Source organism: Streptomyces himalayensis subsp. himalayensis (assembly GCF_013778455.1).
Classification (GTDB): domain Bacteria; phylum Actinomycetota; class Actinomycetes; order Streptomycetales; family Streptomycetaceae; genus Streptomyces; species Streptomyces himalayensis.
On the sequence record NZ_JACEHE010000020.1, the window covers coordinates 54,255 to 78,789 of the forward strand.

At 70.4% G+C, this 24,535-nt stretch carries 22 protein-coding genes; 19 read left to right on the plus strand and 3 right to left on the minus strand.

The window, feature by feature from the left end; translation table 11 throughout:
* Positions 1–67: 67 nt before the first annotated feature.
* From H1D24_RS28265 to H1D24_RS28275, 3 genes are read right to left on the minus strand one after another with little or no spacing between them, the layout of a single operon-like run.
* Positions 68–1,741, minus strand: coding sequence for a DUF262 domain-containing protein (locus H1D24_RS28265; RefSeq protein WP_181660541.1), 1,674 nt, complete (start codon positions 1,739–1,741; stop codon positions 68–70).
* Between the two features lie 40 nt (positions 1,742–1,781).
* On the minus strand, positions 1,782–2,021 hold the full coding sequence (locus H1D24_RS28270; RefSeq protein ID WP_181660542.1) for a hypothetical protein: 240 nt from the start codon (positions 2,019–2,021) through the stop codon (positions 1,782–1,784).
* Entirely contained in the window at positions 2,018–3,250 is a 1,233-nt protein-coding gene (locus H1D24_RS28275) for a helix-turn-helix domain-containing protein (protein ID WP_181660543.1), read from the minus strand. Before H1D24_RS28275 ends, H1D24_RS28270 begins: the two co-directional genes overlap by 4 nt.
* Positions 3,251–3,861: 611 nt before the next feature.
* On the opposite strand from H1D24_RS28275, the gene H1D24_RS28280 reads away from it, so the two are divergent.
* From H1D24_RS28280 to H1D24_RS28370, 19 genes are all read left to right on the plus strand, one after another.
* On the plus strand, positions 3,862–4,797 hold the full coding sequence (locus H1D24_RS28280) for a conjugal transfer protein (protein ID WP_258564375.1): 936 nt from the start codon (positions 3,862–3,864) through the stop codon (positions 4,795–4,797).
* 17 nt (positions 4,798–4,814) lie between these two features.
* Positions 4,815–5,135, plus strand: a complete 321-nt coding sequence (locus H1D24_RS28285) for a hypothetical protein (RefSeq protein ID WP_220137338.1) — start codon at positions 4,815–4,817, stop codon at positions 5,133–5,135.
* A complete protein-coding gene (locus H1D24_RS28290; protein WP_181660545.1) occupies positions 5,132–5,698 on the plus strand; it encodes a hypothetical protein in 567 nt (188 codons plus the stop codon). Before H1D24_RS28285 ends, H1D24_RS28290 begins: the two co-directional genes overlap by 4 nt.
* Positions 5,695–8,379 (plus strand): ATP-binding protein, encoded by a 2,685-nt coding sequence (locus H1D24_RS28295; RefSeq protein WP_181660546.1) that lies wholly within the window; start codon positions 5,695–5,697, stop codon positions 8,377–8,379. The genes H1D24_RS28290 and H1D24_RS28295 overlap by 4 nt, the downstream gene beginning before the upstream one ends.
* Positions 8,376–8,732, plus strand: coding sequence for a hypothetical protein (locus tag H1D24_RS28300; protein WP_181660547.1), 357 nt, complete (start codon positions 8,376–8,378; stop codon positions 8,730–8,732). The genes H1D24_RS28295 and H1D24_RS28300 overlap by 4 nt, the downstream gene beginning before the upstream one ends.
* A complete protein-coding gene (locus H1D24_RS28305; protein WP_181660548.1) occupies positions 8,733–11,516 on the plus strand; it encodes a hypothetical protein in 2,784 nt (927 codons plus the stop codon).
* Between the two features lie 41 nt (positions 11,517–11,557).
* On the plus strand, positions 11,558–12,688 hold the full coding sequence (locus H1D24_RS28310) for a C40 family peptidase (RefSeq protein WP_309484470.1): 1,131 nt from the start codon (positions 11,558–11,560) through the stop codon (positions 12,686–12,688).
* Positions 12,685–13,323, plus strand: a complete 639-nt coding sequence (locus H1D24_RS28315; protein ID WP_181660549.1) for an RAD23 family protein — start codon at positions 12,685–12,687, stop codon at positions 13,321–13,323. Before H1D24_RS28310 ends, H1D24_RS28315 begins: the two co-directional genes overlap by 4 nt.
* Positions 13,299–15,920 carry an ATP/GTP-binding protein gene (locus H1D24_RS28320; RefSeq protein ID WP_181660550.1) on the plus strand — a complete coding sequence of 874 codons (2,622 nt, stop codon included), beginning with the start codon at positions 13,299–13,301 and terminating at the stop codon, positions 15,918–15,920. The genes H1D24_RS28315 and H1D24_RS28320 overlap by 25 nt, the downstream gene beginning before the upstream one ends.
* A complete protein-coding gene (locus H1D24_RS28325) occupies positions 15,917–16,840 on the plus strand; it encodes a replication-relaxation family protein (RefSeq protein WP_181660551.1) in 924 nt (307 codons plus the stop codon). The genes H1D24_RS28320 and H1D24_RS28325 overlap by 4 nt, the downstream gene beginning before the upstream one ends.
* 750 nt (positions 16,841–17,590) lie before the next feature.
* On the plus strand, positions 17,591–18,097 hold the full coding sequence (locus H1D24_RS28330; protein ID WP_181660552.1) for a hypothetical protein: 507 nt from the start codon (positions 17,591–17,593) through the stop codon (positions 18,095–18,097).
* Positions 18,091–18,927, plus strand: coding sequence for an ATP/GTP-binding protein (locus tag H1D24_RS28335; RefSeq protein WP_220137329.1), 837 nt, complete (start codon positions 18,091–18,093; stop codon positions 18,925–18,927). The genes H1D24_RS28330 and H1D24_RS28335 overlap by 7 nt, the downstream gene beginning before the upstream one ends.
* Positions 18,928–18,948: 21 nt before the next feature.
* The gene (locus H1D24_RS28340; RefSeq protein WP_181660553.1) at positions 18,949–19,656 is read left to right on the plus strand and encodes an SAF domain-containing protein; all 708 of its coding nucleotides are present in this window, start codon (positions 18,949–18,951) and stop codon (positions 19,654–19,656) included.
* Positions 19,656–20,489, plus strand: coding sequence for a CpaE/TadZ family protein (locus tag H1D24_RS28345; RefSeq protein ID WP_181660554.1), 834 nt, complete (start codon positions 19,656–19,658; stop codon positions 20,487–20,489). Before H1D24_RS28340 ends, H1D24_RS28345 begins: the two co-directional genes overlap by 1 nt.
* The gene (locus tag H1D24_RS28350; protein ID WP_181660555.1) at positions 20,479–21,993 is read left to right on the plus strand and encodes a TadA family conjugal transfer-associated ATPase; all 1,515 of its coding nucleotides are present in this window, start codon (positions 20,479–20,481) and stop codon (positions 21,991–21,993) included. Before H1D24_RS28345 ends, H1D24_RS28350 begins: the two co-directional genes overlap by 11 nt.
* Positions 21,990–22,943, plus strand: coding sequence for a type II secretion system F family protein (locus H1D24_RS28355; RefSeq protein ID WP_181660556.1), 954 nt, complete (start codon positions 21,990–21,992; stop codon positions 22,941–22,943). The genes H1D24_RS28350 and H1D24_RS28355 overlap by 4 nt, the downstream gene beginning before the upstream one ends.
* Positions 22,940–23,824 carry a type II secretion system F family protein gene (locus tag H1D24_RS28360; protein WP_181660557.1) on the plus strand — a complete coding sequence of 295 codons (885 nt, stop codon included), beginning with the start codon at positions 22,940–22,942 and terminating at the stop codon, positions 23,822–23,824. The genes H1D24_RS28355 and H1D24_RS28360 overlap by 4 nt, the downstream gene beginning before the upstream one ends.
* A gap of 43 nt (positions 23,825–23,867) precedes the next feature.
* Entirely contained in the window at positions 23,868–24,083 is a 216-nt protein-coding gene (locus H1D24_RS28365) for a hypothetical protein (RefSeq protein ID WP_181660558.1), read from the plus strand.
* Complete coding sequence (locus tag H1D24_RS28370) at positions 24,083–24,514, plus strand: TadE family protein (RefSeq protein ID WP_181660559.1); 432 nt, start codon at positions 24,083–24,085, stop codon at positions 24,512–24,514. The genes H1D24_RS28365 and H1D24_RS28370 overlap by 1 nt, the downstream gene beginning before the upstream one ends.
* Positions 24,515–24,535 lie beyond the last annotated feature (21 nt).

The following is a 24,535-nucleotide window of genomic DNA, read 5'->3' on the forward strand; positions in this document are numbered from 1 at the left end:
TTTCCCGAGCCGCGCTGTCTGGATGAGTGAGCAGTCGGTGCTCATGCCCTGCAGGTTGCTCTCACCCTCACAGGTCCCACTCGTCGGCCAGCAGGCCCACGAGCCGCCGCTGCCGCTTCTGCAGCAGCTCCGGCGTCCAGTCTTGGTGCTGCAGCACCTGGCTGGTCAGGGCGAAGGTGGAAACGCCGTGCCTCCCCGTGAAGTACTTGGCCTTCTTCTCTATGAAGTCGTAATTCTGGGCGTAGGAGTTCTTGGACCGGTTGAGCAGGACGAGGTTGCCCAGCCGGTGTATCCACCGCTCGCGCTGCTCGTCGGTGAAGAGCCGCAGCCACTGCGACCCCCGCTTTGGGTTCTGCGGCAGCACGTGCTCGACGGTGATCAGCGGGTGGTCGTAGGAGACTCCGGGCTTGCCGGCCAGCATCTCATCGAGGCGAAGCAGGACGTACTTGCGGGTCTTGGTGACCAGGTAAATGTCGCCGTTCAGGCGGGCGAGCGTTTCGGCCTTCTCAGCGTCGGTGAGTCCGAAGGACGGGGCGTCCAGGCCCTTGCCGGCGTCGAGTTCGCGCAGCAGCTCGGCGTAGCGGGTGACACGAGGCGTGGTGTAGACACGGCGGAGGAACATGCTGGCCGAGAGCCGCTCCAGCGCGGCGAAGAAGCGGTCGAGCCAGGCCGGGTCGTCGCCGTGGTTGCGTAGCGCCCACAGAGCTGCGGGTCGCCAGTCGTTGTTGTCGACCTGCTGGAGGCGCTTGAACCAGGCGTTGACCTGCTCCGCTCCGGATGCTGCCGCGTAGTTGGCGTCGCGGATCTGCACGTAGGCGTCCGCGTACGGCACGACGACGTCGTTGACGAACGCTTCGGCCTTGCCGGGCAGGTAGTGGCTGAGCACCTGCTCGGGGAATTCCTTGAGCAGTTCCCGCTCCGCCCGTTTCATGGCGAACACCATCCGCAGGTGGAGGAACAGGTCGGCGAAGTCGTCGCGGCCGAGCGCCTCCTCTGCGTCCTCCCACTTGCGGGCGCACTCCTGCGAGGTCTGCGCGTCGAGAGCGCCGATGATGTGCGACTTGAAGATGTCGGTGGGTGACAGGTCCAGCCCGCGGGAGTTCATGACGCTGAAGATGCGGTGCGCGCTGTCCAGGTCGGGGGTGCTGACGACGACCAGGAAGGTGCGTTCGCCCAGCATCTGCACGAGGTCTAGTCGGCGCTCCTCGGACCAGTCGGCAAGTATCGCGTGCAGGGCCTTGGCGTTGCGTTGGACGGACTTTTGCGCGTCCGTCGGTAGCGCCCCCTCCTTCAGGGTGCGCAGTGTCTCGGTGGCTCCCGTGGTCTGGACGTACTGCTGGAAGAAGCCGGCGTCGCGGCTGCGCAGGGTGAGCCTGGGTCGGGGATCGAGCCTGCGGACTTTGTTGCCCGGCTCGGTGACCAGTTTGTCGAGATCGCTGCGCAGCTCGGGGTCGTCCGTCAGGTCGCGGAGGAGGGCAAGCAGGATGGTCAGGGTGGTGAGGCGCTGCTGGCCGTCGATGACCTCGGCGGTTGCGTTGCCCTTCGCCTTGACGAGAACGATGGAGCCCAGGAAGTACGGCTCGTCCGTTCCTCGCTCCAGGGCTTCCTCCAAGTCATTGAGCAGTTGGGTGGCCTGCTCGACCTCCCAGGCGTACGGCCGCTGGTAGTCCGGTATACGGAAGTCGTAGTCGCTGCTGAACACCTTGTGCAGGGACACTTCCTGCGCCTCGAGTTGCTGCATCCACCCATCATCTCGGAGCCGTTGACGCGGTGTCTCGAAGTCAGGCATGGCATCCAGAGTTCGGCGTCACCTGCGGCGCCCAGGTCAGGGCCCCGCAAGGCCTACGGCAGAAGTTGACCAGCGGCAGCCGCTCGCATCCGTCCGTGCAGGCCACGTCGTCGCGGCAGACATGGCCGCCCCGCGCGGCGTGCAGCCGTTCTGTCTCCCACCGGCACGGACGCCGGCCGAAGGGGCCCAGCAGCGCCGAGAGCCCGGTCGGCGGCGGCGTGAGGTTGGTCATTGAGTGCTTCCTTCCAGAGGGCGCAGGGCGGTGGCGCAGGTGGCACAGCGGCCGTCGCCGCCTGGGTGGGCGCGCCGTGGTGTGGGGCCGGTGCAGCTGCGGCACCAGGGCCAGTCAAGGCAGGCGGGGCAGAGGTCTTCGCCGGGGGCGCATCCGGGCCTGCCGCAGCCGGCGCATTCGGCGAGCGCCCGGTAGGTGACCGCTTCGATCACCGTGCGGCCATCGCAGGCCGCCCGGGAGGGATCCGGGGTCGGAGGCGGTTGGGGCGGGTCGGCGTCATCTGCGCAAGCGGCTGGGGGCGGGTAGCTCTGGGCGGCGCGCAGCCGGGCGGCGACGATCGCGTCGACGGAGGTCCTGATCCGGCTCGGCAGAGGGCGGCCGGCGATGACGTGATGCAGCTGCTCGGGGCTCCAGCCCGCATCCAGCATGACCGTCACGATCCGGCCCTGATCCCGCAGTGCCGCTCCCGTCAGCAGCAGCTCGGGATGGCGTGCCCCGATCGACAGCAACAGTCGGACGCCCGCGGACGGTTCCTCGCGCGGCGTGTTCTCGGGTGCACTCTGCCCGGTGCCGGGGTTTGTCCGTGCCGCGTCTTCGTGTTCGCGCGTGCGCGTGCTTGGGGCGGAGGGACGGACGGGGTTGGTGTTCTGGTTGGTGGTCTTCTTTGGCTTGGTGTTCTTTGTTGGCGGGTCAGCCTGCGCAGGTTCAGCCTGCGCAGGCTTTTCCGACTCTGGTTGTGACCAGCGGTTCTGCCTGGCTGGAGGTCTGGAGGGCGGCGGGGCTGGTGTGCCGTCGCCATCGGGGCGCTCGGGCATGTCCGTGATGAAGTAGGCGGCGGCGCCGAGCGTGCCGTCCGAGCGTCGCTCGCGCTCGCGAAACAGGTAGCCGTGCTGCTCCAGCTCCTTCAGGGCGGTGGTGACGGCCTCCTTCCCGTCGGGCCCCAGCCGGGCCAGTTCGGTGACGCTCACCCGCCAGCCGTCGCGGTGGGTGGAGATGAGGCCGAAGATTCCCTTGGCGCGGAAAGAAATCTTCGGGTCGCGGAAGAGGTCGTTGCGGATCTGGGTGAACCGGTCCGCCGCCATCACCCCGCGGCGGATCCCCGCGCCATAGCCGCTCATCGCGGCGCTCCCGTCTGCACGTGGGGTGCGCGGCGGCGAGGGCAGCGAGGCGACCGCGCCATAGGGAGGGCGGCCGGTGCCGGCGGACGAGGAAACAGGCGTGACGTCCATGCCGTCAGCTCACCCGCTACGCCCGACCACACCGTCGGCCACAACCCCCGGCCAGCGGTCACGATCGGGCAACTGCCCGCCAGGCTGCCGTGGTCGGGGTCATGGTCGGGCCCGACCAATGTGTGCTCGGCCGCCCTTGGCGGGCGGTGCGCAGTCCCGGTTGCGCACCGACGGAACGGGTCATGCGCACGCGGCTGCGCAACGGCCTGGGGTCCTGCGCAGTCCTCGCGTGCGGGCGATTGCGCACGGGGACGGGCGACGTCCGCCGTAGGACTGCTGCGCATGCAGCAGCCAGTGCGCAATCAGCTCCACGGGGCCGGCACAAGGGCAGGCCGCGCACTACCCGTGCGGTGAGCCGCTCCCCCGGTGGGCCATACCGCGCTCGTTCCCGTCGGCTCCCGGCTCCCGTCGAACCCCTTTCCTTCCTTGGGGCGGTGCGATCGGTCGCGTGGGGCCCGTGGTCGGGGCTGTGGTCGGCCCGACCACGGGCCCGACCACGGCGTTTGTGTCCCCATCGTGACCGTGGTCGGGCCTTGTTGGTCGGTGGTCGGGTCGGGGCTGGCGGGTTGCCTGAAGGTCAGCAACAACCCGTTCTGACCTGGGAGTTTGGAATGTTTCCTGCCAAGCAGGCTCCGGTGGGCCAAGGCGCCCCGTCGACGGCCGCGGGGGCCCGCCTCACGCAGATGCGGCGCCGTGTCCGCCTGGGGCGCATGGGGGTGTGGGCTGCCGTGGCGGCCGGGCCCATCGCCCTGGCCGTCGCCGTCACCGCGCCGGCGACGGTGGTCCAGGCGGCCGCCGAGGCGAAGCCGGCCACGGTGCGCACGCCCGTGTCGGCCAACCCGGCCGGCTATGCCGGTGTGTTCCTTACCGCGTGGCTGCGCAGCAGCCGGGGCGACGACAGCAGTGCGCAGGCGCGTCTTGCGCAGTCGCTGGCACCGGAGGTGGATCTGCCCGAGCGGGGCGGTGCGCAGCCGAAGCTGGAGTCGGTGGTGGCGGTGCGCAGTGCGCAGCGCTCCGGCCAGAGGTGGTCGGTGACCTTGGCTGCGCAGTACGCCGAGGGCTCGGTGCGCTATTACGTGGTGCCGGTGGCCGCCGACGGCAGCGGCACGACGTTCACCGTGACAGCAGCCCCCGCTGTGGTGGCCGGCCCGGCACGCGCCCAGGCGGCGCGGTCGCCGTACAGGACGTCGGTCCCTACGACTGGTGATCTGTCGTTGGCGGCTCAGGAGTTCCTCGCCGCGTATGTGACCGGGTCCGGTGAGGTGGACCGCTACCTCGCCCCCGGGGTGCAGCTGTCGGCACTCTCGCCCGCCCCGTACGAGACGGTCACCGTCACACGGCTCGACGCGATCGAGGAGGCGGCGGCCGCCGAGCAGGTCCCGGCTGAGGGCACGCGGGTGCGGGTGGCCGCCCAGGTGGAGGCCCGCGACAAGGCCGGGCGGTGGCCGCTCAGTTATGAGCTCACCCTCACGGCCCGCTCGGGCCGGTGGGAAGTCGCGGCGCTTGCCTGCGGCGTCACCGCCCAGGAGGGGGGTGTCCGGTCGTGATCACCGTGCACAGCGTGATGCTCGCCGGGGAGTTGAACGACCTCGGCGACTCGTGGATCAGCATGTTCAAGGACTGGGCGACCAAGGGTTTGCAGGCCGGCCTGTCCGTCCTCGTCGTCGTGATCATGGTCCAGAGGTTCAGCCTGAAAGCGGGCATCGGCGCCCTGCTGCTGATGGTGATCGCGCTCGGGCTGTACAACTCCCGCAACGACCTTGCCAGGATGTTCGAGGACGAGGTCAAAAACCCCTCCAAGTCGGCTCCCGCCCTCCCCGGCGTCGTCGAGGGCTTTGATCCAGCTGCCCGTGACCACGTGGCAGGTCCGGGAGGCTGGTGGTGAGCGCGTCCGCCGCCCGGGTGGGGCGCTACTACACCGCCGCGCGCCGCCACCCGTGGGTCCTGGGCAAGGTGGCCGACTGGCGCATCCCCCTCGGCCCCTACACCCCCGCCCAGATCTTCCTCGCGGTCGTCGGCGGCTTCCTCCTGGTCAAGACCATCAGCTGGTGGTCGTGGATGGGGCCCATCCCGGTCGCGGCCTGGGTGCTGGCGACCTGGGCGGTGCGCCGTCCGAAGATCAAGGGCCGCGTCCCGATGCAGGCGGCGGCGGGCTGGCTGCTGCTGGCCTGGCAGCCGCACGGCGGGCGGATCGGCGGACGGGCCGCCCGGGACCGCGCAGCCCGCCCTCTGGTCGGTGGCTTTGTCATCGAGGACGCCGCCTGGGCCCCTGCGATCACGCCCCGTGCGCCGCACGGGTCCTCGGATCGGGCGCCCGGCCGCGGATCTGCGCGGCGCCCGTCGGCCGGTGGGCGTTCGGTGGCCGTTGCCCGTACGCAGCCGGCCCGTCCCATCTCGGGCGTGCAGCAGCTGCTCGCACTCGCCGAGCAGGGCGGTGGTGTGCGGTGAGGGTTCCGATCCGTCACATCGCCGGACATCTGGTGTGGTCGACCCACGGCAGCGTGTGGGCCGTCTACCGGCTGCACCCGGGCCCGGACGCCCGCGGCCACCGTGAGGAGACGGTGCAGGGCACCTACGTGCCGGCCCCCGTCCGGGACGAGCAACTCGCCAAGATCACGCACATGGTGCGCTCCCTGTCCGGGGCGCCCCGCCTGATCGGGCTGTGCGCAAGGGTCGATCCGGGTGAGATCGCGCTGCGCATGATCGAAGGCATCGAGCCGGCCGAAGCGATGCCCGACGACCAGCCGCATCCGTGGGTGGAGAACGTCGAAGCCACCTTGGATCTGTTGGACGGTCAGGAGATGCACCGCCGCACGCTGTGGCTGGCGGTGCCGCTGCAGACCGACACCGCCAGCGGGCAGGTGACCGCGTTGCTCGGCTCGGTCTGGGCGCAGATCGCCCCCGCCCTGGGGATGCGGCCAGTGCCGGTGGCCCGGCGCGAGGTGAACGCCTACCGCGAGCAGGCCTTGCGGGTGGAGGCCGCGCTCGCCGGCGGCGTGGCGTTCCGTCCGGCCCGCCCGGCGGAGATCGTGTGGATGATCCAGCACTCTCTGCACCGCGGCCTGAACGAACCCCTGCTCGCCGAAGCCGACGCCAGCGACCTGTACGGCGGACAGGTCCACGGCGGGGTGCTGCACTCCCCCAGCTACGCCGACCTCGGGCAGGCCCGGCTGCAGGAAGGCGGCATCGACCCTGAACTCGACGACATCGAGCGCCTGGGGATCACCGACCAGCTCACGCGGTCGGGCCGCAAGGCCTGGTGGCGGATCACCACCGCTGCCTCGCCTCTGCGGCGGCGCTGGCTACAGGTCGAAACGGACGCCGGAACCGGCTACCAGGCCCACCTGGCCTTGGCCGAGTGCCCGCCCGCCGTCAGCCAGGACGCCGCCGACCTGTTCGCCCAGCTGGAAACCTTGGAGTTCCCCGTCGACTACACCGTCGACCTCGCCCTGGTGTCCGCGGAGAAGGCACGCGATCAGGTGCGGCGCAAGAAAAACGAGCTCATCGACCAGGCCGACCAGTACGACGCGCGCCCCACCGGCATGCCGCCCTCGCTGACCGAGGCCGCCCGCGATCTGGGCGAGCTGGACGCCCGCCTGTCACGCACGTCCGTCGAGGTCGAGGTGCAGTCGGTGACCGTGCTGACGGTATGGGGGCCGACCGCCGCGATCTGCGACGCCCGCGCGCGGGCTCTGGCCGCGCTGCTCGGCGGCGCCGACTACCGCGCCGTTCGCCCGGCCGGCCTGCAGGAGGCCCTGTTCGCCCTGGGCCTGCCCGGCACCGTACGGCCCGGTGTGGTCAGGGAGTTCACGCAGCATCAGGTTTCGGAGGACTGGGCGCTGTCGGGTGCCTTCACCGCCTGTGAGGTCGGCGACCCGAACGGCATGTTCCTCGGCATCGACCTGGACTGCGGCACCACCCGCCCCGTCATGATCAACGTGGCGGATGCGCCGAAGCAGGACGCGTCCGCCTCCATGGGCATCGTCGGCGATCTCGGCGCAGGCAAGAGCGTCCTTCAGAAGCTGATCGCGGAGGCGGTGTGGGCGCGCGGGGGCTGCGCGATCTGCATCGACCGCACCCCGGTACGGGAATGGGCCACCTTCGCGCGGGCGGCGGCGAAGGGCCGCTGCCAGATCATCGACGCAGCCCAGGCCGAGGTGTCGATCGACCCCTTGAGGATGTTCACCGGGCCCGAGGGCCGCCACTACGCGCTGAGCTACCTCACCCTGCAACTGGGCATCGGCCCGATGAGCACGAACGGCGAGGTCCTCCACCACGCGGTCGAGCAGGCCGCCGCCAGCGACGCCCCCTCCATGCGCCGCGTCCTTCAGGTCCTCGAGGAGATGGCCGCGCGCGAGGCGGGCAAGCGGCAGGACGCGGCCGCCACCCTCACCGGCCTCATCCGGGTCGTGGCCTGCAACCCGCTGGCGGCGATGGTGTTCGACCCGACGCTGCCGCCGGTCCGGCTGGACGCCTCCAGCGCCTCCGACATGATCGTGATCACGACGACGGGGCTGAAGCTGCCGCCGAAGGCCGCGTTCGACAAGCCCGAAGTGCTGCATCAGCAGCCCTTGGAGGCACTGATCGGCCGTGCGGTGCTGTACCTGATCGCGGCGATCGCCCGGCAGACCGCATTCGAAGACCCGGAGCGGTTCACTGCGGTTGTCCTCGACGAGCTGTACTGGCTGACCAGTTCTGCGGAGGGCACCGCCCTGGTCCACGAGATCCTCCACGACGGCCGCAAGCACGGTGCCGGCCTGCTCGCCGGATCGCACGACGCCGAGGAGCTCGGCCCCGACCGTGGCCTGATGGCCTACCGCGTGCTCGCCCGCACCACGGATCGTGAACGCGCCCGCCGCGGACTGGAGTTCGTCGGACTCGACCCAGGCGACCCGGAGCTTCTGCGGCTGGTGACCACCGGCCTGTCCCCCGTCGGGCAGAAGGGCCGCGAGGGCGAGTTCCTGCTGACCTGCCCGCGGCAGAACACCGGCCGTATCAAGGCCGTCATCCCCCACATCGAGCGCATCGCCTCGTCCATCACCACTACCCCGGGCCGCCGCCACGACCACAGCCGTCCGCACGCAGCGGACACACCTGAAGCCGCCCGGCCGAAGGAACAACTCTCATGACTTCTTCCTCCTGGGACCGCTCCCGGCGCTTCGCCGCCGCGGGCAGCGTCCTCATGGTGATCGCCGTCGCCGCCGGCGCGCTCGTCCTGGCCCCCGGGGTGAGCATGCCGGAGGCGTGGTGGCCGCGCACCGGGCAGGCCTTCGCCACCGACGTCCACTCGACGCACAAGACTCCGTGCGACCTGATCGCAGGGCCGGGCAAGGCCTGGTGCGAGCGCGGCACCACGACCGCCGCCTTGGCCGAGGACCCTCGCGGCGCCGGTGCGGCGTGGCAGCTGGTGCCGCCCGCCGCGGGCGTGGCCGCCCTCGTCATGTGGCGGCGTCGTGACGCCGCCATGCAAAGGCGGCACTGAATGTTCCGCCCAGACCGCGGCACGCTCCGCTCGGCCGGCTTCGTAGCTCTGGCCACGGTCGTGTTCGTCATGGTGAACAGCCAGGTCGTGTATGCGGCGAGTAGCAACAGTGAGACCGGTGACCTGCTCGCCCCGCTGAACATCACCTCCTCCGAGGGGGTGGCGATCAACGGGTACGAGCTGAACGCCGAAGGCGGCTCCATCGTCAGCTTCAAGACCCAAGCCCTGGCATTCGCCTTGTCCGGCCTGTTCACGCTGATCCGGCTGCTGGTGGGACTTGCGGGGTGGGCGATCGAGGTGGCCTTCCGGTTCCCGCTGCTGAAGATCCTCTCCGCTCCGGCGCAGAAGGTCGCCGACGCCTACAACAGCGTGGTCGTCGACACCCTCGGACTGAAGGGTGTGCTGCTGGCCTGGGCGTTCGTGTTCGCCGGATTCATGCTCGTGCGCGGCCGTGTCGGCCGTGGTCTGGGCGAAATCTTCCTCACCTTGCTCGTCGGGGCGTTGGCAGCGTCCGCGTTCGTCCGCCCCGACTACCTGCTGGCCCAGGACGGCCCGCTGGGGCAGGCCCAGGAGGCGGCCGCCGAGGTCGCCCAGCGATCCGTCAACTCCTACGACTGGGGCGGCAAACTCGCCAGCCGGGGCCCGTGCGACGGCATGGCCGGCAACCAGGAGATCAAGTGCCTGGAGCGCGAAGCCGAACGGCCGGTCTCCTCCACGGACGTGGCCCGCCCCCTCCAGCACTCGATCACCAACGCGCTGGTGGTGAAGCCGTACATGCTGCTGCAGTACGGGCGCATCCTCGACCCGGCCAAGCCTGCCGACCGCAAGGCCTACGCCGTCCATCTGAAGTGGATCACGGGCGGCTACAGGCCGGGTACCGAGGACGGCGGCGACGACAAGGAGAGCGATCCCTGCGACAAGATCTGGGGGCCGGGCAAGAAGTACTGCGAGCGCGACACCAACGGCGCCTCCCGCGGTAGTGACGAGCTGCCGACCCTCACTCCGGGCGGGGAGCTGCTGGACACGGCCAGCCCCGTCGTCAGCGAGGAGGACCAGGAGTTCGCCGCGTTCCTCGCCGATCTGAAGAAGGCCGGCCTGGTCGGCACGTCGTGTGCCGCCTACGCCGAAAAGCCCACCTGGTGGCGGGTCGGCGGCGCCGGACTGCTGCTGATCGGCGCGCTGTTCATCTGCGGCATGCTGCTCTCCTCCGCGATCGTCCTGCTGGGCACCCAGGGCATCTGCGCGGCGGCCGCGGCTGCGGGCGGGGTCGCCTTCATCGCGAGCATGCTCCCCGGTCCGCCACGCCAGACGGTGTGGAAGTGGCTGTCCCTGTGGGGGATTTCGGTTCTCGCGGTGGTCGGCATCTGCGCGTTCGTGCCGTTCTTCGGCATCGCCGTCGACGCGATCCTGACCGACGGCCCCCATCTGATGGTGGAGCGGATCCTGCTGATCGACGTGTTGGCGATCGCCGGCGCGGCCGGGCACCGCAGGCTGCTCATGGGCATCACGTCCTTCGGCCGGCGCATGGCCATGCGGATGCGCTACGCCAAGGTCGGCGGCACCCACATGCCCGGCGACAGCTCCGACCTCGGCGCCGCCCTCGCCATGAACTCCCCCGCTGCTCTGGGCGGCGGCTACGGCAGTGGGCTGCGCGCCTTCACCGGCGGCGGCCGCTACGGGCTCCTCGGCACCCGCCAGCGGCTGATGGGCGCCCTCACGTCCCTGGTCGACGGCGCGGGCATGCCCATCGACACCGGGCAGATGCTCGCCGACGCAGGCGCCGAAGCCCGGCGGGGTCTCGCCCCGCTCACGGCTGCGGCAGCCGGGGCAGGGCTCGGCGCGCGGCTCGGCGCGAAGGGCGCGCACTGGCTGCTGATCGGCAAGCGGCCGGACAAGGAACAGCTCGCCAAGTGGCAAAAGCCCACCGGCGTCGACGGCGACGCCGGCACGCAGCCGGGCGGCGAAGGGCCAGGCCCGGGTCCAGGTCCGGGCGGCCCCCTCAGGCCCCGCGGTCCAGCGGACCGGTACCGCGACGAAGAAGGACGCATCGTCGACCGGGACGGTCGGACCCTCCACGACCACACCAGCGACCGCACCCTGCTCTCGACGCGCGCGCACAACCGGCTTGTCCCATTGCGCGGTTACCGCATCCTCAACCGGGGCGCTCGGGCCGCCTACGCGACGACGGTCGGCCTGCCGGCAGGCGTCCGCCGGGCCCGCTCGGGTGGCTCGCGCTACTCAAGGGACGCCCGCCAGCAGGTGCGAGTGTGGGCAAACACGCTGCGCGAGGACGCCCGGGCCTGGTCAGACACGGGGCGGCATGTGTCCCGCATCATGCGGGAGCACACCGACGACCGCGGCGGGCCCGGCCCGTTCGCCAGCCGCCGCCTGCCGACCGCAACAGCACCGGCACCGGCACCGGCACCGGCACCGGCTGCCCGCCAGGCCAGTCCTCCGCGGCCGCCCAGGTCCAGCGGCCCTGCAGGCCGTAGGGGACCGGCGTCCGCGCAGCCCAACGCGCCGGCGTCTTCAAGTGCCGCCTCAGCGGCGCCTGCCCCGGCGTCGCCCCCGCCGTTGGGGGGCGGTGCACCCCGGCATCCGGCGAGGGCCCCGGGCCAGGCAGGGCCGGTTCTGCCCGGCGGTGGGGGCACCAGCGATGCAGCGCGCAGCCAGGCCCGGGCCCGGTTTGAGGAGCTGATGCGGCGGACCGCGCCCGAGGCCGAGCGGCTGCGCCAGGAGCGGGGTCCCGCCCGGCGGCGACGCGAGGACGGTGAGGACGAGTGAGGCCGGCCCGGCGCCGCATGGGGCGGTGGGGGTGTGGAGTGGTGCTGTTGCTGTTCGCCGCCGTGTGCTGCGCCGCTCCCGTATCCAACGCGATCAGCGCATACGTCGCTCTGCAGACCGGAGCACAAGGCGAGGGAGGAATCGCCGAGGGCGGCACGGCCGCGGACATCCCGCCGCGCATGCTCACCGCCTACAAGCAGGCCATACAGCTCGCCGTTCGGCATGTGCCCACGTGCCAGGGCATGCGGTGGCCGATCCTCGCCGGCATCGCCAAGGTCGAGTCCCACCACGCCATCGGCCGCACCATCGCCGCAGGCGGTGACATCCGCCCCAAGATCTACGGGGTGCTCCTCAACGGCTCCGGCGCGGGCGGCAACACCACACTCTTCCCGGACACCGACAACGGCCGCTGGGACGGCACCCAGAGCGGTGAGCGCGCCGTCGGGCCGTTCCAGTTCCTCCCCTCCACCTGGCAGCAGATCGGCAAGGACGCCAGCGGCGACAAGACCGCCGACCCGCACAACGCCGACGACGCCGCCCTCGGCGCCGCGATCTACCTGTGCGGCAACGGCCGCAACCTGGCCCAGCGCGCCCAACTCACAGCGGCGATCTGGCAGTACAACCACTCCAGCGCATACGTCGCCAATGTGCTGGGCTGGATCGACCAGTACACGGCAGCCGCCAAGGACCCCGACCTGAACAACGTGTCCGGGAAGGCCCGCACCGTGCTCGAGGCGGCACTCTCCCAACGGGGTGTGCCCTACTCCTGGGGCGGCGGCACCACCAAGGGCCCCAGCAGCGGGATCTGCTGCTCGCCGAGCGGGAAGAGCGGCGCCTCGATCAAGGGCTACGACTGCTCGGGGCTGACCCGGTACGCGTACGCGAAGGCCGGCATCCGCCTGCCGCGCACCGCGGCCGCCCAAGCCGGAGCCGGAGCCGGAGCCGGAGCCGGAGCCGGCAAGCGGATCCCCGCCAGCCTCGGCGCGGCCGCCCTCAAGCCCGGCGACCTCGTCTTCTACGCCTATGCCCCCGGCCGCGACTCGACGATCTACCACGTCGGTATCTACGTCGGTGGCGGTCAGATGGTCAACGCCGCCCGCCCCGGCACCCTCGTGCGTCTGGACGCGGTCGATGCGATGTCCGGCTACGCGGGAGGAGCGCGCCTGCTATGACCACATCCCTGCCGCGCTCGCCGCGCCTGCTGCTGATCACCACCGTTGTCCTGTCCGTGACCGGGATGATCCTGCTAGCCCCGTCCCAAGGCCAGGATGTACCGGCTGCGCCGCCGGATACGGCCGCCCCGACACCCCATCACCCGGCGGCCTCCCCCACCGGGCATCCCGCCTCGAACGGCGTGCCCGCACCCGCTCCAACCACCAGCGCCTCGGCGGGGCCGTCCACCGCGTCCGCGCTGCCGCCACACGGCGAAGGCGCTGCCGGTGATCGCGTCATCCAACAGGCGCTGGAAGACGCCTGGCCCGCAGACCTTGCCGCCCGCGACGAGCGGCAACTCCTCGCGGCCGGCCGTGAACTGCTGCGGGCCGACGCCACAGGGATCGGCCGCTCGCAGTGGCCCACCGTCTTCGGCGACCAAGGCCAGGCGATCGCGCCGGCGTACAGCCGGTTCCGGATCCAGGCGGCCATCGCCCGCAAGGACGGCGGCCCCCATCGGGCGGTGGTGCACCTGGTGTGGGCGGGCGCCGACCGCGGCGGCACCTACACCGACGGCCGCATCACCGACCTGCATTTCACCCGCACGACCTCGAAGAAGGGAGCGTCAACGTGGACACCGCAGCCCCGTACCTGAACCGGGATGCCGGCCAGGCGGCGTCCGGCCAGGTGTTCGGCCTGCTCGCCACTGTGCTCGACATCGCGGACTGGCTCGCTGAGCACTGGTACCTGCCGGTGGGGGCCGCACTCGTGGCGTGGGGGCTGGGTGAAGCGGTGGTTCGGCGGCTGGCGTTGAAGGCCTCCGCCGAGCGGATGGCTCTGGAGCTCACCCCCTCCCGGCACTTCGACCCGGGCTTGGAGGAGATCTTCCGCCGTGGCGTGCAGCTCGCCCGTGCCTCAACCAGCATGCCGTGGTGGGCGCCGCGCCGGACGAAGACGGTGCAGATCCGGCTGCGGGCTGATGGCTCCAGCCCGCTGCGCTACCGGATCGAAGGCCCGGCCGGCGGGGAACGCCTGCTGTCCATCACCCCGTTCGGCCCGAACGTGACCTTGCGCAAGGCCGCGCCGATCGTCGACAAGCCACGCACGCATGTCGTCCGTGCCGAGTTCATCCTGCGTGGCAAGACGATCGCGCCGCTGCGGGAGGTGCCGTTGGCCCCTGATCCGCTGCAGCCACTCGTCGACGCGGTCTGCGATTTGCGGGCCGATCTCGGGGACCTCGCCGAAGTACGCGTGGACATTCAGCGGGCTCCCAAGTGGGCCCTGCGCTCCCGCCGCATGCAGCTCATGCAAGCCGCGCGCCGCAGTGAGCGACGCGAGGCCGAGCGCGCGTCCCGTGCGGTACGCAGGGACGCCGCCGCGATCGAGGACTCCATCGGCTGGCAGTTCCAACAGCTGCTGAGCGGCAGGCACGCCGTGGGCGGGCGCCGACTGGTGATGCCGCCCCTCCCGCGCCGGGTGGATCCCGCCGAGGCGCTGGGCAAGCTCGCCGATGACGACCAGCTGGTGCGCGTCCAGCTGCTGGTCACCTGTGCCTCGAACGTCGAGGGCCGGGCCGAGGCGAGGCTGGGCCAGATGCAGGCCGCCCTCGATGTGTTCGGCGGCCGGGCCCGGTGGGCGATGCGCGGTCTGCGCATCGGCCCATGGCGACTGGGTGCCGACCACTGGCCCAGCCGCCACGCCTTCGAACGACGCTGGACACACGGATACTGCCAGCCGCCGCGGGCCAACTGGATGCGGCTGGAGGAGCTCACCGGTCTGCTGAAACCGCCGACCAAGCACTGCCGCCTGCCGCTGCTGGCCGGTGACCTGCCCACCTTCGCCTTCGGCGACCCCGAGCTGCTGCTGCAGGGCCTCTACCGGGGCCCCGACGGCCGCGAGCGTCTGGTCGCCACCTACGCCGCAGAGACACTGTTCGAGTGCGCGGTGGGCAAGGCGGGCGGCGGCAAGACAGAACGTGCCCTCGCCCAGGCGATCGGCTGGGCGCACGCCGGCGGCGGACTGATGGTCATCGACCCCCACCGCGACTCCTGGCCGCGCGCCGTACCGTTCCTGGCCCACGACCACCTTATGGAGCGGATCGCGCTGGTCGACCTCAACGCACCCGGTCCTGCAGCGCAGTTGAGTGCGTGGAATCCGCTGGCGATGCACCAGGGGCAGGCGCCGCACGAGGTCGTAGAGGCAGTCGTGGACGCCTTCGCCGCCGCGCTCGGCTGGGACGACACGGCCGCGCCCCGGGCGATCACCATCTTCACCGCCGCTCTGGCCGTGCTGGTCGCCGTCAACGAGGCCGCCTGCCAAGCCAGCCGCCCCGAGGATCAGACCACGCTCTTCCATGTCCGGGCGCTGCTCACCGACCCCGGTTTCCGCGCTGCGGCGCTGGCCGCCGTGACCGGCAGGCTCGATGAGGAGACCCGCGCCTGGTGGCACACGGTGTTTCCCACTCTCCCCGCCGACGCGTTCGCCATCGTGCTCAATCCGCTCACCCGGCTGGCCGCCAACCCCGTCACCCGGGCCTTCCTCGGCCAGCCGGTCGGCGTCTACAACAGCCGCGCAGCCATGGACCACCGGATGATCGTGTGGGTATGCCCGGCCGGGAACGGGCCCACCGACCGGCTGCTGACCGCCCTGCTCGCCCGCGACCTGCTGCGCGCGGTGCGCTCCCGCCGCGACACCCCCGAGGACCAGCGGGTGCCGTTCCGGCTCTACTTCGACGAGCTGATCACCCTGACCGGCGCCGCCCCGGAGACGATCGCATCAATGTTCGAGGACTTCCGCAAGTACCGGGTCACCGTCCACGGCATGACCCAGCTACTGGCCCGCCTACCGGCCCCGGTGCGGCTGTCACTGACGCAGAACGCCTCCACGCTGGCCAGCACCGCCGGCTCCAAGACGGCCATCGCTGCGATTACCGCCGAGTGGGGCGACAGCCCCAGCCCCGACGAAGTGGCCGTCCTGGACCGGTTCGAGCACTACGTGTCGCTGACTGTCCGCGGCCGCCGTATCGGACCGGTGCGTATCACCGGACCCCACCTCGACGAGGTGTTCGCCGACCAGGCCCGCCCCGGCCAGGTCGCCGCCCTCGAGCGCGCTGCCCGCGCCACTGCCGGCGCGCTCCCGCTCGATCAGCTCACCGCCCGCGCGGCCGGCCAGCTCCATCGCGTCAACAGCTTCCTCGCCCAGCACACGCCCGTCGGCGCAACTGCCGTGCGGCTGCAGAAGGGATACCAGTGACCGTCAACCCCGCCCTCACCAAAGCCAAACCGCCCCAGCTCACGCCCAGTCCCGTCGAGCCGCTGCCGCACCAGCTCCTGGCCGCGCTCGCCCAGCACCGCATGGCCACCACCAGCCAACTCCACGCCCTGCTACGTCCCCACGCGACCCGGCAGACCGTCTCCACCCCGCTCAACAAGCTGCGCCGCCAAGGTCTGCTCGACTACACGGTGCTGCCCCGCTCCAACCGCTCCCGCGCCTGGCATCTCACCTCCGAGGGCGCCCGCCTGACCCGGGACTGGCCAGCGTTGCGCGGCCGGCCCCCGTATCCGATCACCTCGGCAACCGCCGCCTCCCTGAAGACCCCGCACACCCTCACCGTGGTCCGCTCCCACCTGCCCTTCGTCGCCGACGCCCGCCGACGCGGCGATGAGCACGGCCACCTGGACTGGACACCCGAGGTCTCCCACCCGCTCAGTGACGGCGAGAAGGTCATCGCGGATGCGGTCATGCACTACACGCTCACCGGCCATGAACAGCGCACGAAGCTGCGGGCCTTCGTCGAAGTGGACCGGGCCACCATGGGCAGCGAACGTCTGGCGGCGAAGCTGATCGAGTACGCGCGGCTGTGGTCCTACGAGCCGCAACCCGTCGGCCGCCAGCGCTCACGGCAACAGGCAAGCACCGGCGCAGTCTGGCTGCGCTGGTACCCGGTGTTCCCCCGGATCCTGTTCGTGCTGACCGGAGCCTCCCGGTACACCCTGGACAACCGGATCAGCGACCTGCAGGCCATGGTCGCCCAACACCCACTCGTGGCCGCACTCGCCCGCGAAGTGCCGCTCGGCGCCGCAGTCCTTGAAGACCTCGAAGAACACAGCCCCACCAAAAACGTGTGGGTGCCTCTCGGTGGCGGCGAGCCTCGCCCGTGGACCGAGCTGTAACTCCCCGCGGACCGTACGGGCTTCGGCGTCGAAGTACTGCAACCTTCCGGGTCTTCCCACAACCACTTGATATTTGCTCACGCGAACCACTAGTTTACTGCTGCACGCAAGGACCAGAGGTTCAATCCGCCCTGCATGCCCTGAACTTGAGGAATGCGAAGATGACGCACGCTACTGGCGAAATTCGCAGCAACGAAGATTGCGCATGGCCCGGCAGGACACAGGCCGTCTCGTACGTCGGGGACGCCTGCGTGGTCGAAGGAGCCGGCGACTTCGACCTCGACGACCTGCACCTCGTACGCCGCCGCTTCCCCAACCAGCGCGTCACCCTCGACGGCGACGTGATCACCATCTGGCCGCGTCCCTGGAAGCCCGGCGAGGATCCCGGCTCGCACGCATCACATACCAGACCGCACTGCAGCGCGAATACACGAATGCACAGAACCACAAATCGATAACCGGCCCCGAATGTGACCGGATACGTCCGGAGTTGTACGAGTGAACTCAAGTACCACACTGGGAAGTTGACTGACAGATGCGTAATCTTGCGGCTACGCAAACGGATCACCGCAGCTCCACCAGGCCGCAGATCTGGGCTGCCGCGTGCAGGCGGCCGGGACAGCGGCCATGTCACACCGCGTCGTACGGGGAGAAAACGTGACACTTACACAACGACACCCGTCAGGGCTCGCCGCTGTTCGCATTCGGAAGCACGCAGCTGCGCTTCTGCTTGCGAGCAGTCTGGCGACGGTGGCCGGTTGCAGCGACAACGGCACGAAATCATCCCCGCCCGAGCCCAACCGCACCCAAACCGCGAGCCCGTCCCCGTCCTCCAGTAGTGCGGTCGACCCTGAGGAAGCCGCCGTACTGGCGGCGTACACCCGCTCTTGGGAAGCACAGACCGAGGCATACGCGAAGGCATCCTCTGCGGGCACCGATCTGAAGAACGTCACCACCCTCCAGGCACTGGCCGGCATTGAGGACGACCTGTCGGCCATGCGGAAGGCCGGACAGCTGACGACCGGGAAGCCGGTGATCCACCCCAAGGTCACCAAGGTGACCGATGCGGAAATCCCGACGGCCACCATCTCGGACTGCGTCGACACCACGAACTGGACGCTGGTCGAGAAGGACTCGAAGAAGAATGTCCCGCTGCCATCGGAGCGCCTCACCAAGTACGTCAGCACGGCAACGCTTGAGAAGTGGGGGACGAAGTGGATGGTCACGAAGCTGACCGCGCAAGACCAAACATGCTGACCCGACGTCTCGCCGTGCTCTGCGGCGTCGTCGTTCTCGCCGCGGCAGGGACCGCTCATGCCGAGGACGACCCGAACATCGACGCGGGCGACTGCCATGTCCAGAAGTTCTGCGTCGGAGTCGGAATCGATGACCAGACCGGCGGAAAGGGCACGCAGACCGGCTCCGAGGGCGGCGGCGACAGCAAGATGCAGTGCGAACTGACCAAGGTCGACCCGAAGCCGCCGGCCAACCATCCGGCCTGGAAGGGCGCCGACCCTCAGAAGAACGACCTGTACTTCCGTGCCTGTTCGGACGGCGGCCAGAACAACACCGACGGCTTCGTGGTAGTACCGCAGGGCCAAACCGCGCCGCAGGTGGACCCGCAGGAGCTGGCCCAGCGCGCGGTCGACTCCATGACGCTGCTGGGCCCGGACATCGCCAGCCCGCGGGCGGCCGGGAAATACACGGTCGGTGTCCCGATGTGGATGTGGGTCAACCAGGGCGCCACGACGTACGGGCCCAACACGGCGTCGGCGTCGGCGGGTGGTGTGACCGTGACCGCCACCGCGAAGGTGTCGAAGATCGTGTGGCAGATGGGCGACGGCGTCACGGTGACGTGCACCGGCCCGGGCACGCCCTATAGGGGCTCCGATGCCATGGCCGAATCGCCGACCTGCGGACACGTCTACTCCAAGACGTCAGCCGGTGCACAGGGCGGCAAGTTCCAGGTGACGGCGACGTCGACGTGGACGATCGACTGGCAGGGCGGCGGAGCAGCTGGCCAGCTCACCGAGATCCGGCAATCGAACGTGCAGGTGGCGATCGGTGAGCTGCAGGTCGTCAGGTAAAGCTGCCGGAAGGACAGAGGTTTGAGTAAGACGCAAGAACGCAACGGTACGGCCGCCGCGAACGGGATCCCCCCGCAGGATCAATTTGCCGGTCCGGTGACGCCGCCACGGGTGTCGGCGCGAAGGCGCAGGCCGGGCGTGATCGCCTTGTCTCTGGCCCTGATCGCCGCTGGTGGCGCCGGTGTTGCGGTGCTCCTTTTGCAGGTTGGGCATCGGACACAGGTGGTGACCGTGGTGCGTGACGTTCAGGTCGGGCAGGTCCTTACTGAACAGGATCTGGGGAAGGCGTCAGTTGCCCTGGACCCGGCCGTGAAAGCCGTGCGCGCTGGCGACCTGCAGTCGGTGGTGGGTAAGCGGGCCGCCGTCGAGCTCAAGCCCGGCTCGCTGCTGGCACCTTCCCAGGTGACGAAGGACTCGCTGGTGAAGCCGGGTGAGCAGTTGGTGCCGATCGGGCTCGAGGCCGAGCAGGTGCCGGCGACCGCTCTGGTGCCGGGTCAGAAGGTGCAGTTGGTGCACGTGCCCGCCCAGGAAGGGACGGACACGGGCAAGCCGTCCGGTACCTCGCCAGAGACGATCGCCGGACGGATCGTGAAGGCGTCCAAGGCCGCCCCGGGCACGGGCATTGTGGTCGTCGACGTCGCTACGTCCGCCACCAACGGCCCGACCGTCGCCGCATGGGTCGCATCCAGCACGCTCCGCTTGGTCCTCGACGCTCCGGACGGTAGCTGATGAGTGTGATCGCGCTGGCTGGCTGCAGCGGCGCCCCCGGAGTGACCACCAGCGCCCTGGCTCTCCTGCTGACCTGGCCGATTGAGCCAGGAAGGCGGATGATCCTGGCCGAGTGCGATCCGGACGGTGGCGCGGTGTTGCACGGTCTGTTGCAGGGCACGCTCGGCGATCGGTACGGGCTGCGGAATTTGTCGGTCGCCTCCCGCAAGGGCGAGTTGGTCGAGGCGTTCTGGCGTCAGCTGATCGACTTGAGCGGCGACGAGGGAACGAGGGAGGCGCCGGGTGACCGGTTGCTGCTGCCAGGCGTGACCGATCCGGCCCAGACGGCAGGGCTCGGCCCGGCGTGGGAGTCGTTGGCCGACGTGTTCGTGGGTATCGGCGCCCAGCCGGTCAACGCCCACGACGTGCTGATCGACCTGGGGCGCAGTGGCGCGTTCGGGCCGTCTGCGGTGCTGGCGCAGCGCGCGGATGCGGTGATCGTGGTGGTGCGCAATACCCTGCGCTGTCTGCAGGCCGCCCAGGCGCGTGTGGAGGCGCTGGAGGAGCGGGTGGGCAACATCGGGCTGCTGATGATCGACGAGGGCCCCTATCCCGCGGGCGAGGTGCAGCGGGTGCTGCGGGTTCCGGTGGTGGCGAAGCTGCCGTATGCGCCCAAGGAGGCCAAGGTGCTGTCTGACGGCGCCGAGCAGCCCCGGCAGTTCACCAAGACGGCGCTGATGAAAGCGGCCCGTACGAGCAGTGCCCTAATCGCGCAGCGGGTCGCCCTGCGCAGGGCCCGCCTCGCTCCGCGCTACGCCGGCCCGGCGGGAGGGCAGGTGGCACATGCGCGGTAGGCCGGTCCACGCCGATCCCACCGTGCGTCGTTCCGTGAACGGCCCCCCGCAGCAGGGCTTGCCGCGGCAGGCGACGGTCGCGCCCACCGGCGCCGCCTCGAGCGCGCAGCCGCTCGGTGTCGCGGTGCCCCAGGTCACCGTCGACTACAAGATTGCCCGGCACATCGCGACCCAGGTCGCCAAGCAGCGCGAGGAGCTGCTGAAGGCGGACCCGGCGGTGGACCGGGCCGGTGAGGAGCAGCGCTGCCTGCGCTGGATCAACGACCAGGTGGCGCTGTGGTCGGAGGCCCGGGCTGTCGAGCGCGGTGTGAGCCCTACGCCGCAGGAGGACGACGCGCTGCGGCGCGCGGTGTATGACCTGCTGTACCGGGCGGGACGGCTGCAGCCCTATCTCGACGATGAGCGGGTCGAGGACATCTTCATCCAGGGCCACGACGAGGTGTGGCTGGACTACGGCGACGGGCAGCGGCAGCGGGTGGGGCCGGTGGCCGATTCGGAGGAAGAGCTGCTGGAGCTGTTGCGCGAGCTGGCGCGGGATTGCGGGCACAGCGAGCGGACCATCTCCACGGCGAACCCCACACTGGCGCTGTCGCTGAAGGACGGCTCCCGCCTGCAGGCGATCACCGGCCTGGGCCCGAAGACGTATGCGGTCATCCGCCGGCACCGCGTCGAGCACGCCGATCTGGACGACATGGTGCGGCTGGGCACCATCGACCCGGTCCTGAAGGAGTTCCTGGCCGGCTGCGTGCGCGCCGAGAAGAATGTCATGATCGCCGGGAAGCAGAAAGCCGGCAAGACCACGCTGCTACGGGCGATGCTCAAGGAGTTCGACCCGGAGTGCCGGTTCGCCACGATCCAGACCGAGGATGAACTGTTCGCCCACACAAGCGGCTACCACCGCCAGGTGGTCTCCCTGGTGGCTCGCCAGTCCAACGGCGAGACGGATGCCAGCGGCCGCGGCGCCGGCGAGGTGACGCTGCTGGATCTGATACACCCCGCTTTGCGCATGTCGCTGGAGCGGATTGTGGTCGGCGAGGTCCGTGGCCCCGAAGTGGTCGCGATGATGCAGGCGTTGACCAACGGTGCGGGCGGCAACCTGTGCACCATCCACGCCCGGCGCCCCGACATCGTTTTCGACCGGATCGCCGAGCTGTACGCGCTCGCGCAGGGCAATCTGTCCGAGCAGCTGGCTTACCGGCAGATCGCCAATGGCCTCGACTTCATCGTGTATGTCTCCATGACCGACGAGAGCCAGATCGGCGGCCGCCGCCACCGCTACGTCTCGCACGTCGTGGAGGTCACCGGGATCGGCGAGTCCGGGCGCCCCGCCACCAACCTGGTCTTCTCCCCCGGGCTTGAGTTCGGGGAGGTGCGGGCGGTGCCGCGGATGGATCCGGGGTGCATCGATGACCTGCGCCGTGTCGGCTTCGACTCGACGCTGCTGCAACACCCCTACGGTGCCTGGCAGGCGCCGCTGCCATTGAAGGTGCAGGTGGGCCGGTGACTTTGTTGTGGGCCCTGCTGAGCGGCATGGCCGTTATCGGCGGGCTGATCGGCGTGGTGGCGGGTGTCGTCGGTACCACCGCACCGCGCACGGCGCCGCTGCGCAAGCGGTGGCAGCCTGCCGCGGACGACAGGCAGCAGCAGGCCGAGGACATCCGGCTGCGCCGACGGACCCTGGCGACCGCGGGAATCGTGGTGTGCCTGGCCGTGTGGCTGTTTTCCGGGAACTTCGTGGCCGGCGCGCTGCTCGGCTCCGCCGTGATCGGTGTCCCCTGGCTGATCACCCCTGCCCGAATCGCTCAGGAGCGCATCGGGCAGCTCGAAGGCTTGTGTGAATGGACGCAGCGTCTGGCCGGACTGCTCCGCCTCGGCATGGGCCTGGAACAGGCAATGATCACCAGCCGGAAGGGGGCGCCGACCGAGCTCGCCGGGCAGATCATCAATCTCTCCGACCGGCTGCGGCTGGGCTGGCGGCCGGAGGAGGCGCTGCACGCCTTCGCCGACGAGCTGGACGACATCACCGCCGACAAGGTGGCCGCCGCTCTCATCCTGTCGGCGGGTGACCGCGGCCCGGGCCTGGCCCAGGCATTGGAGGACCTGGCCGCCACCGTGCGCGAGGAGGTCGCAGGTAAGCGGAAGGTCGAGGCGGATCGGGCCAAGTCCCGCACGACAGTGCGGTGGATGACCTTCCTTACCCTGGGGATCATCGTGGCCGGATTCTTCGTGCCGTCCTACACCGCCCCGTACGCGACCCTGCTCGGCCAGCTGGTGCTGGCGTTTTTGACGGCGGGGTTCGTCGGCACCCTCGCCCTGATGCGGTCGCTGAGCATTTTCCGCCGGATTGCGCGTTTTTTGGTCGCCGATCCGCGCAGCACCGTGCGTCTGCCCGCTCCCGTCGCCGAGCCGGCTGTGTCGAGCACCGCGGGCGAGCCGGAAGGAGTCAGCGCGTGAATCTGCTGCCCATGGTGGTCACCGGCGGCGCGATCGGTGGCGGCGTCGCCCTGCTGGTAGGGGAACTGCTGCGCCCGCAGCCCGCCTTGGCCGCGGCCCTTCAGCGCACCGCGCCGAGCAGTCTGGCCCTGCCCGAGCCCGAACTGGACCGGGACGAGGTGTGGGGCCGGTGGCTGCTGGCGCGTCTGGGACGCCTGCCCGGAGTGCGCATCCCCACCAAGAACCTTGCCCTGCTCGGCCAAGGCCCGGGCCGGTTCATTCTGAAGAAGACCGCACTTGCCGTGCTCGGCCTCATCTGCCCGGTGCTGGTAACCATCCCGTGGATCGCCGCGGGTATCTCGCTGCCCATCTATGTGCCCGCCATCGTCGGACTCGCCGCTGCAGGCCTGCTGTTCATCATCCCCGACCTCGCGGTACGCGACCAGGCCAAACGGGCCCGGGAAGAGTTCGCCCACGCCCTGTCCGCCTACCTCGACCTGGTCGCACTGAAGCGGGCCGCGGACGCCGGACCCGCCGAAGCGCTGGAGAAGGCCGCCGCGGTCGGCCGCGGCTGGCCCTTTCGCTACCTGCAAGGGGCACTGCGTCGGGCCCGGCTGGAGAAGATCCCGCCGTGGCAAGCGCTCACCGATCTCGCGCACGCCTACGACCTGCCCCACCTGGACGATGTCGCCGACATCATGCGCGGCTCGGCGACCGACGGCGCCGCCGTCTACAAGGCACTGCGGGCGCGGACAGCCGCATTGAACACCGAACTGCTCGCCGCGCAGGCCGCCGAGGCCAACGCCGCCAGCGAGAAGATGACCGCCCCCGGCGCCCTGCTCGCCGTCCTGGTGATGCTGCTGATGGCGTTTCCCGCGGTCATCCGCATGCTCACCGTCTAACCGACTCGACTCAACTCGACTCTTTTGTGGAGGAGCACCCCTCATGAAGCACACCGCAGCACGTTCCTACCGCGCCGTCCGCTGGCTGCACACACGCGCGCAGAAGGCCGCACAGGAGGCGACCCGCCGCCCGGAGGGCGGCGACATCAGCATCACCACCGTCATCATCTGGGTCGCCTCTGTCACCGGGGCCCTGGTGATCGCCGGAACCATCGCCGCGGTCATCAACCGGTACAACCTCAGCCTGTCCGGCATCTGATGCTCTACGGTGCCCGGCTTCAGGCCTGGTGGGACAGGCGCAGATGGCGCGACGACGAGCGGGGCGATGCATCGATCCAGATGGCCATCGTCTTCCCCTTCGTCCTGCTCGCCGCGATCGCCGTCATTCAGGCCTCCATGTGGTACTACGCGCGGCAGGTTGCGCTCACTGCCGCCCGCGAAGGCCTTGCCGCGGCTCGCTCCTACCAGGCGAGCCCGGCCGACGGTGCGGCCCGGGCACGCGAGGTGCTTCGGCGCACGGCGGGCGACAGCCTGCTGGGCCCCAGCGTCTTAACCGCCGGCAGCAATGCCCAGCGGGTGCGCATCCAGGTGTCCGGCACGGCGCAGTCGATGCTGCCGGGTGTCCCCGGACTTCGGATCACCCAGTCGGCGTCGGGGGCCGTGGAACGCTGGACGGTTCCAGGAGGGTGAAACACGTGCTGAATTGGGCTC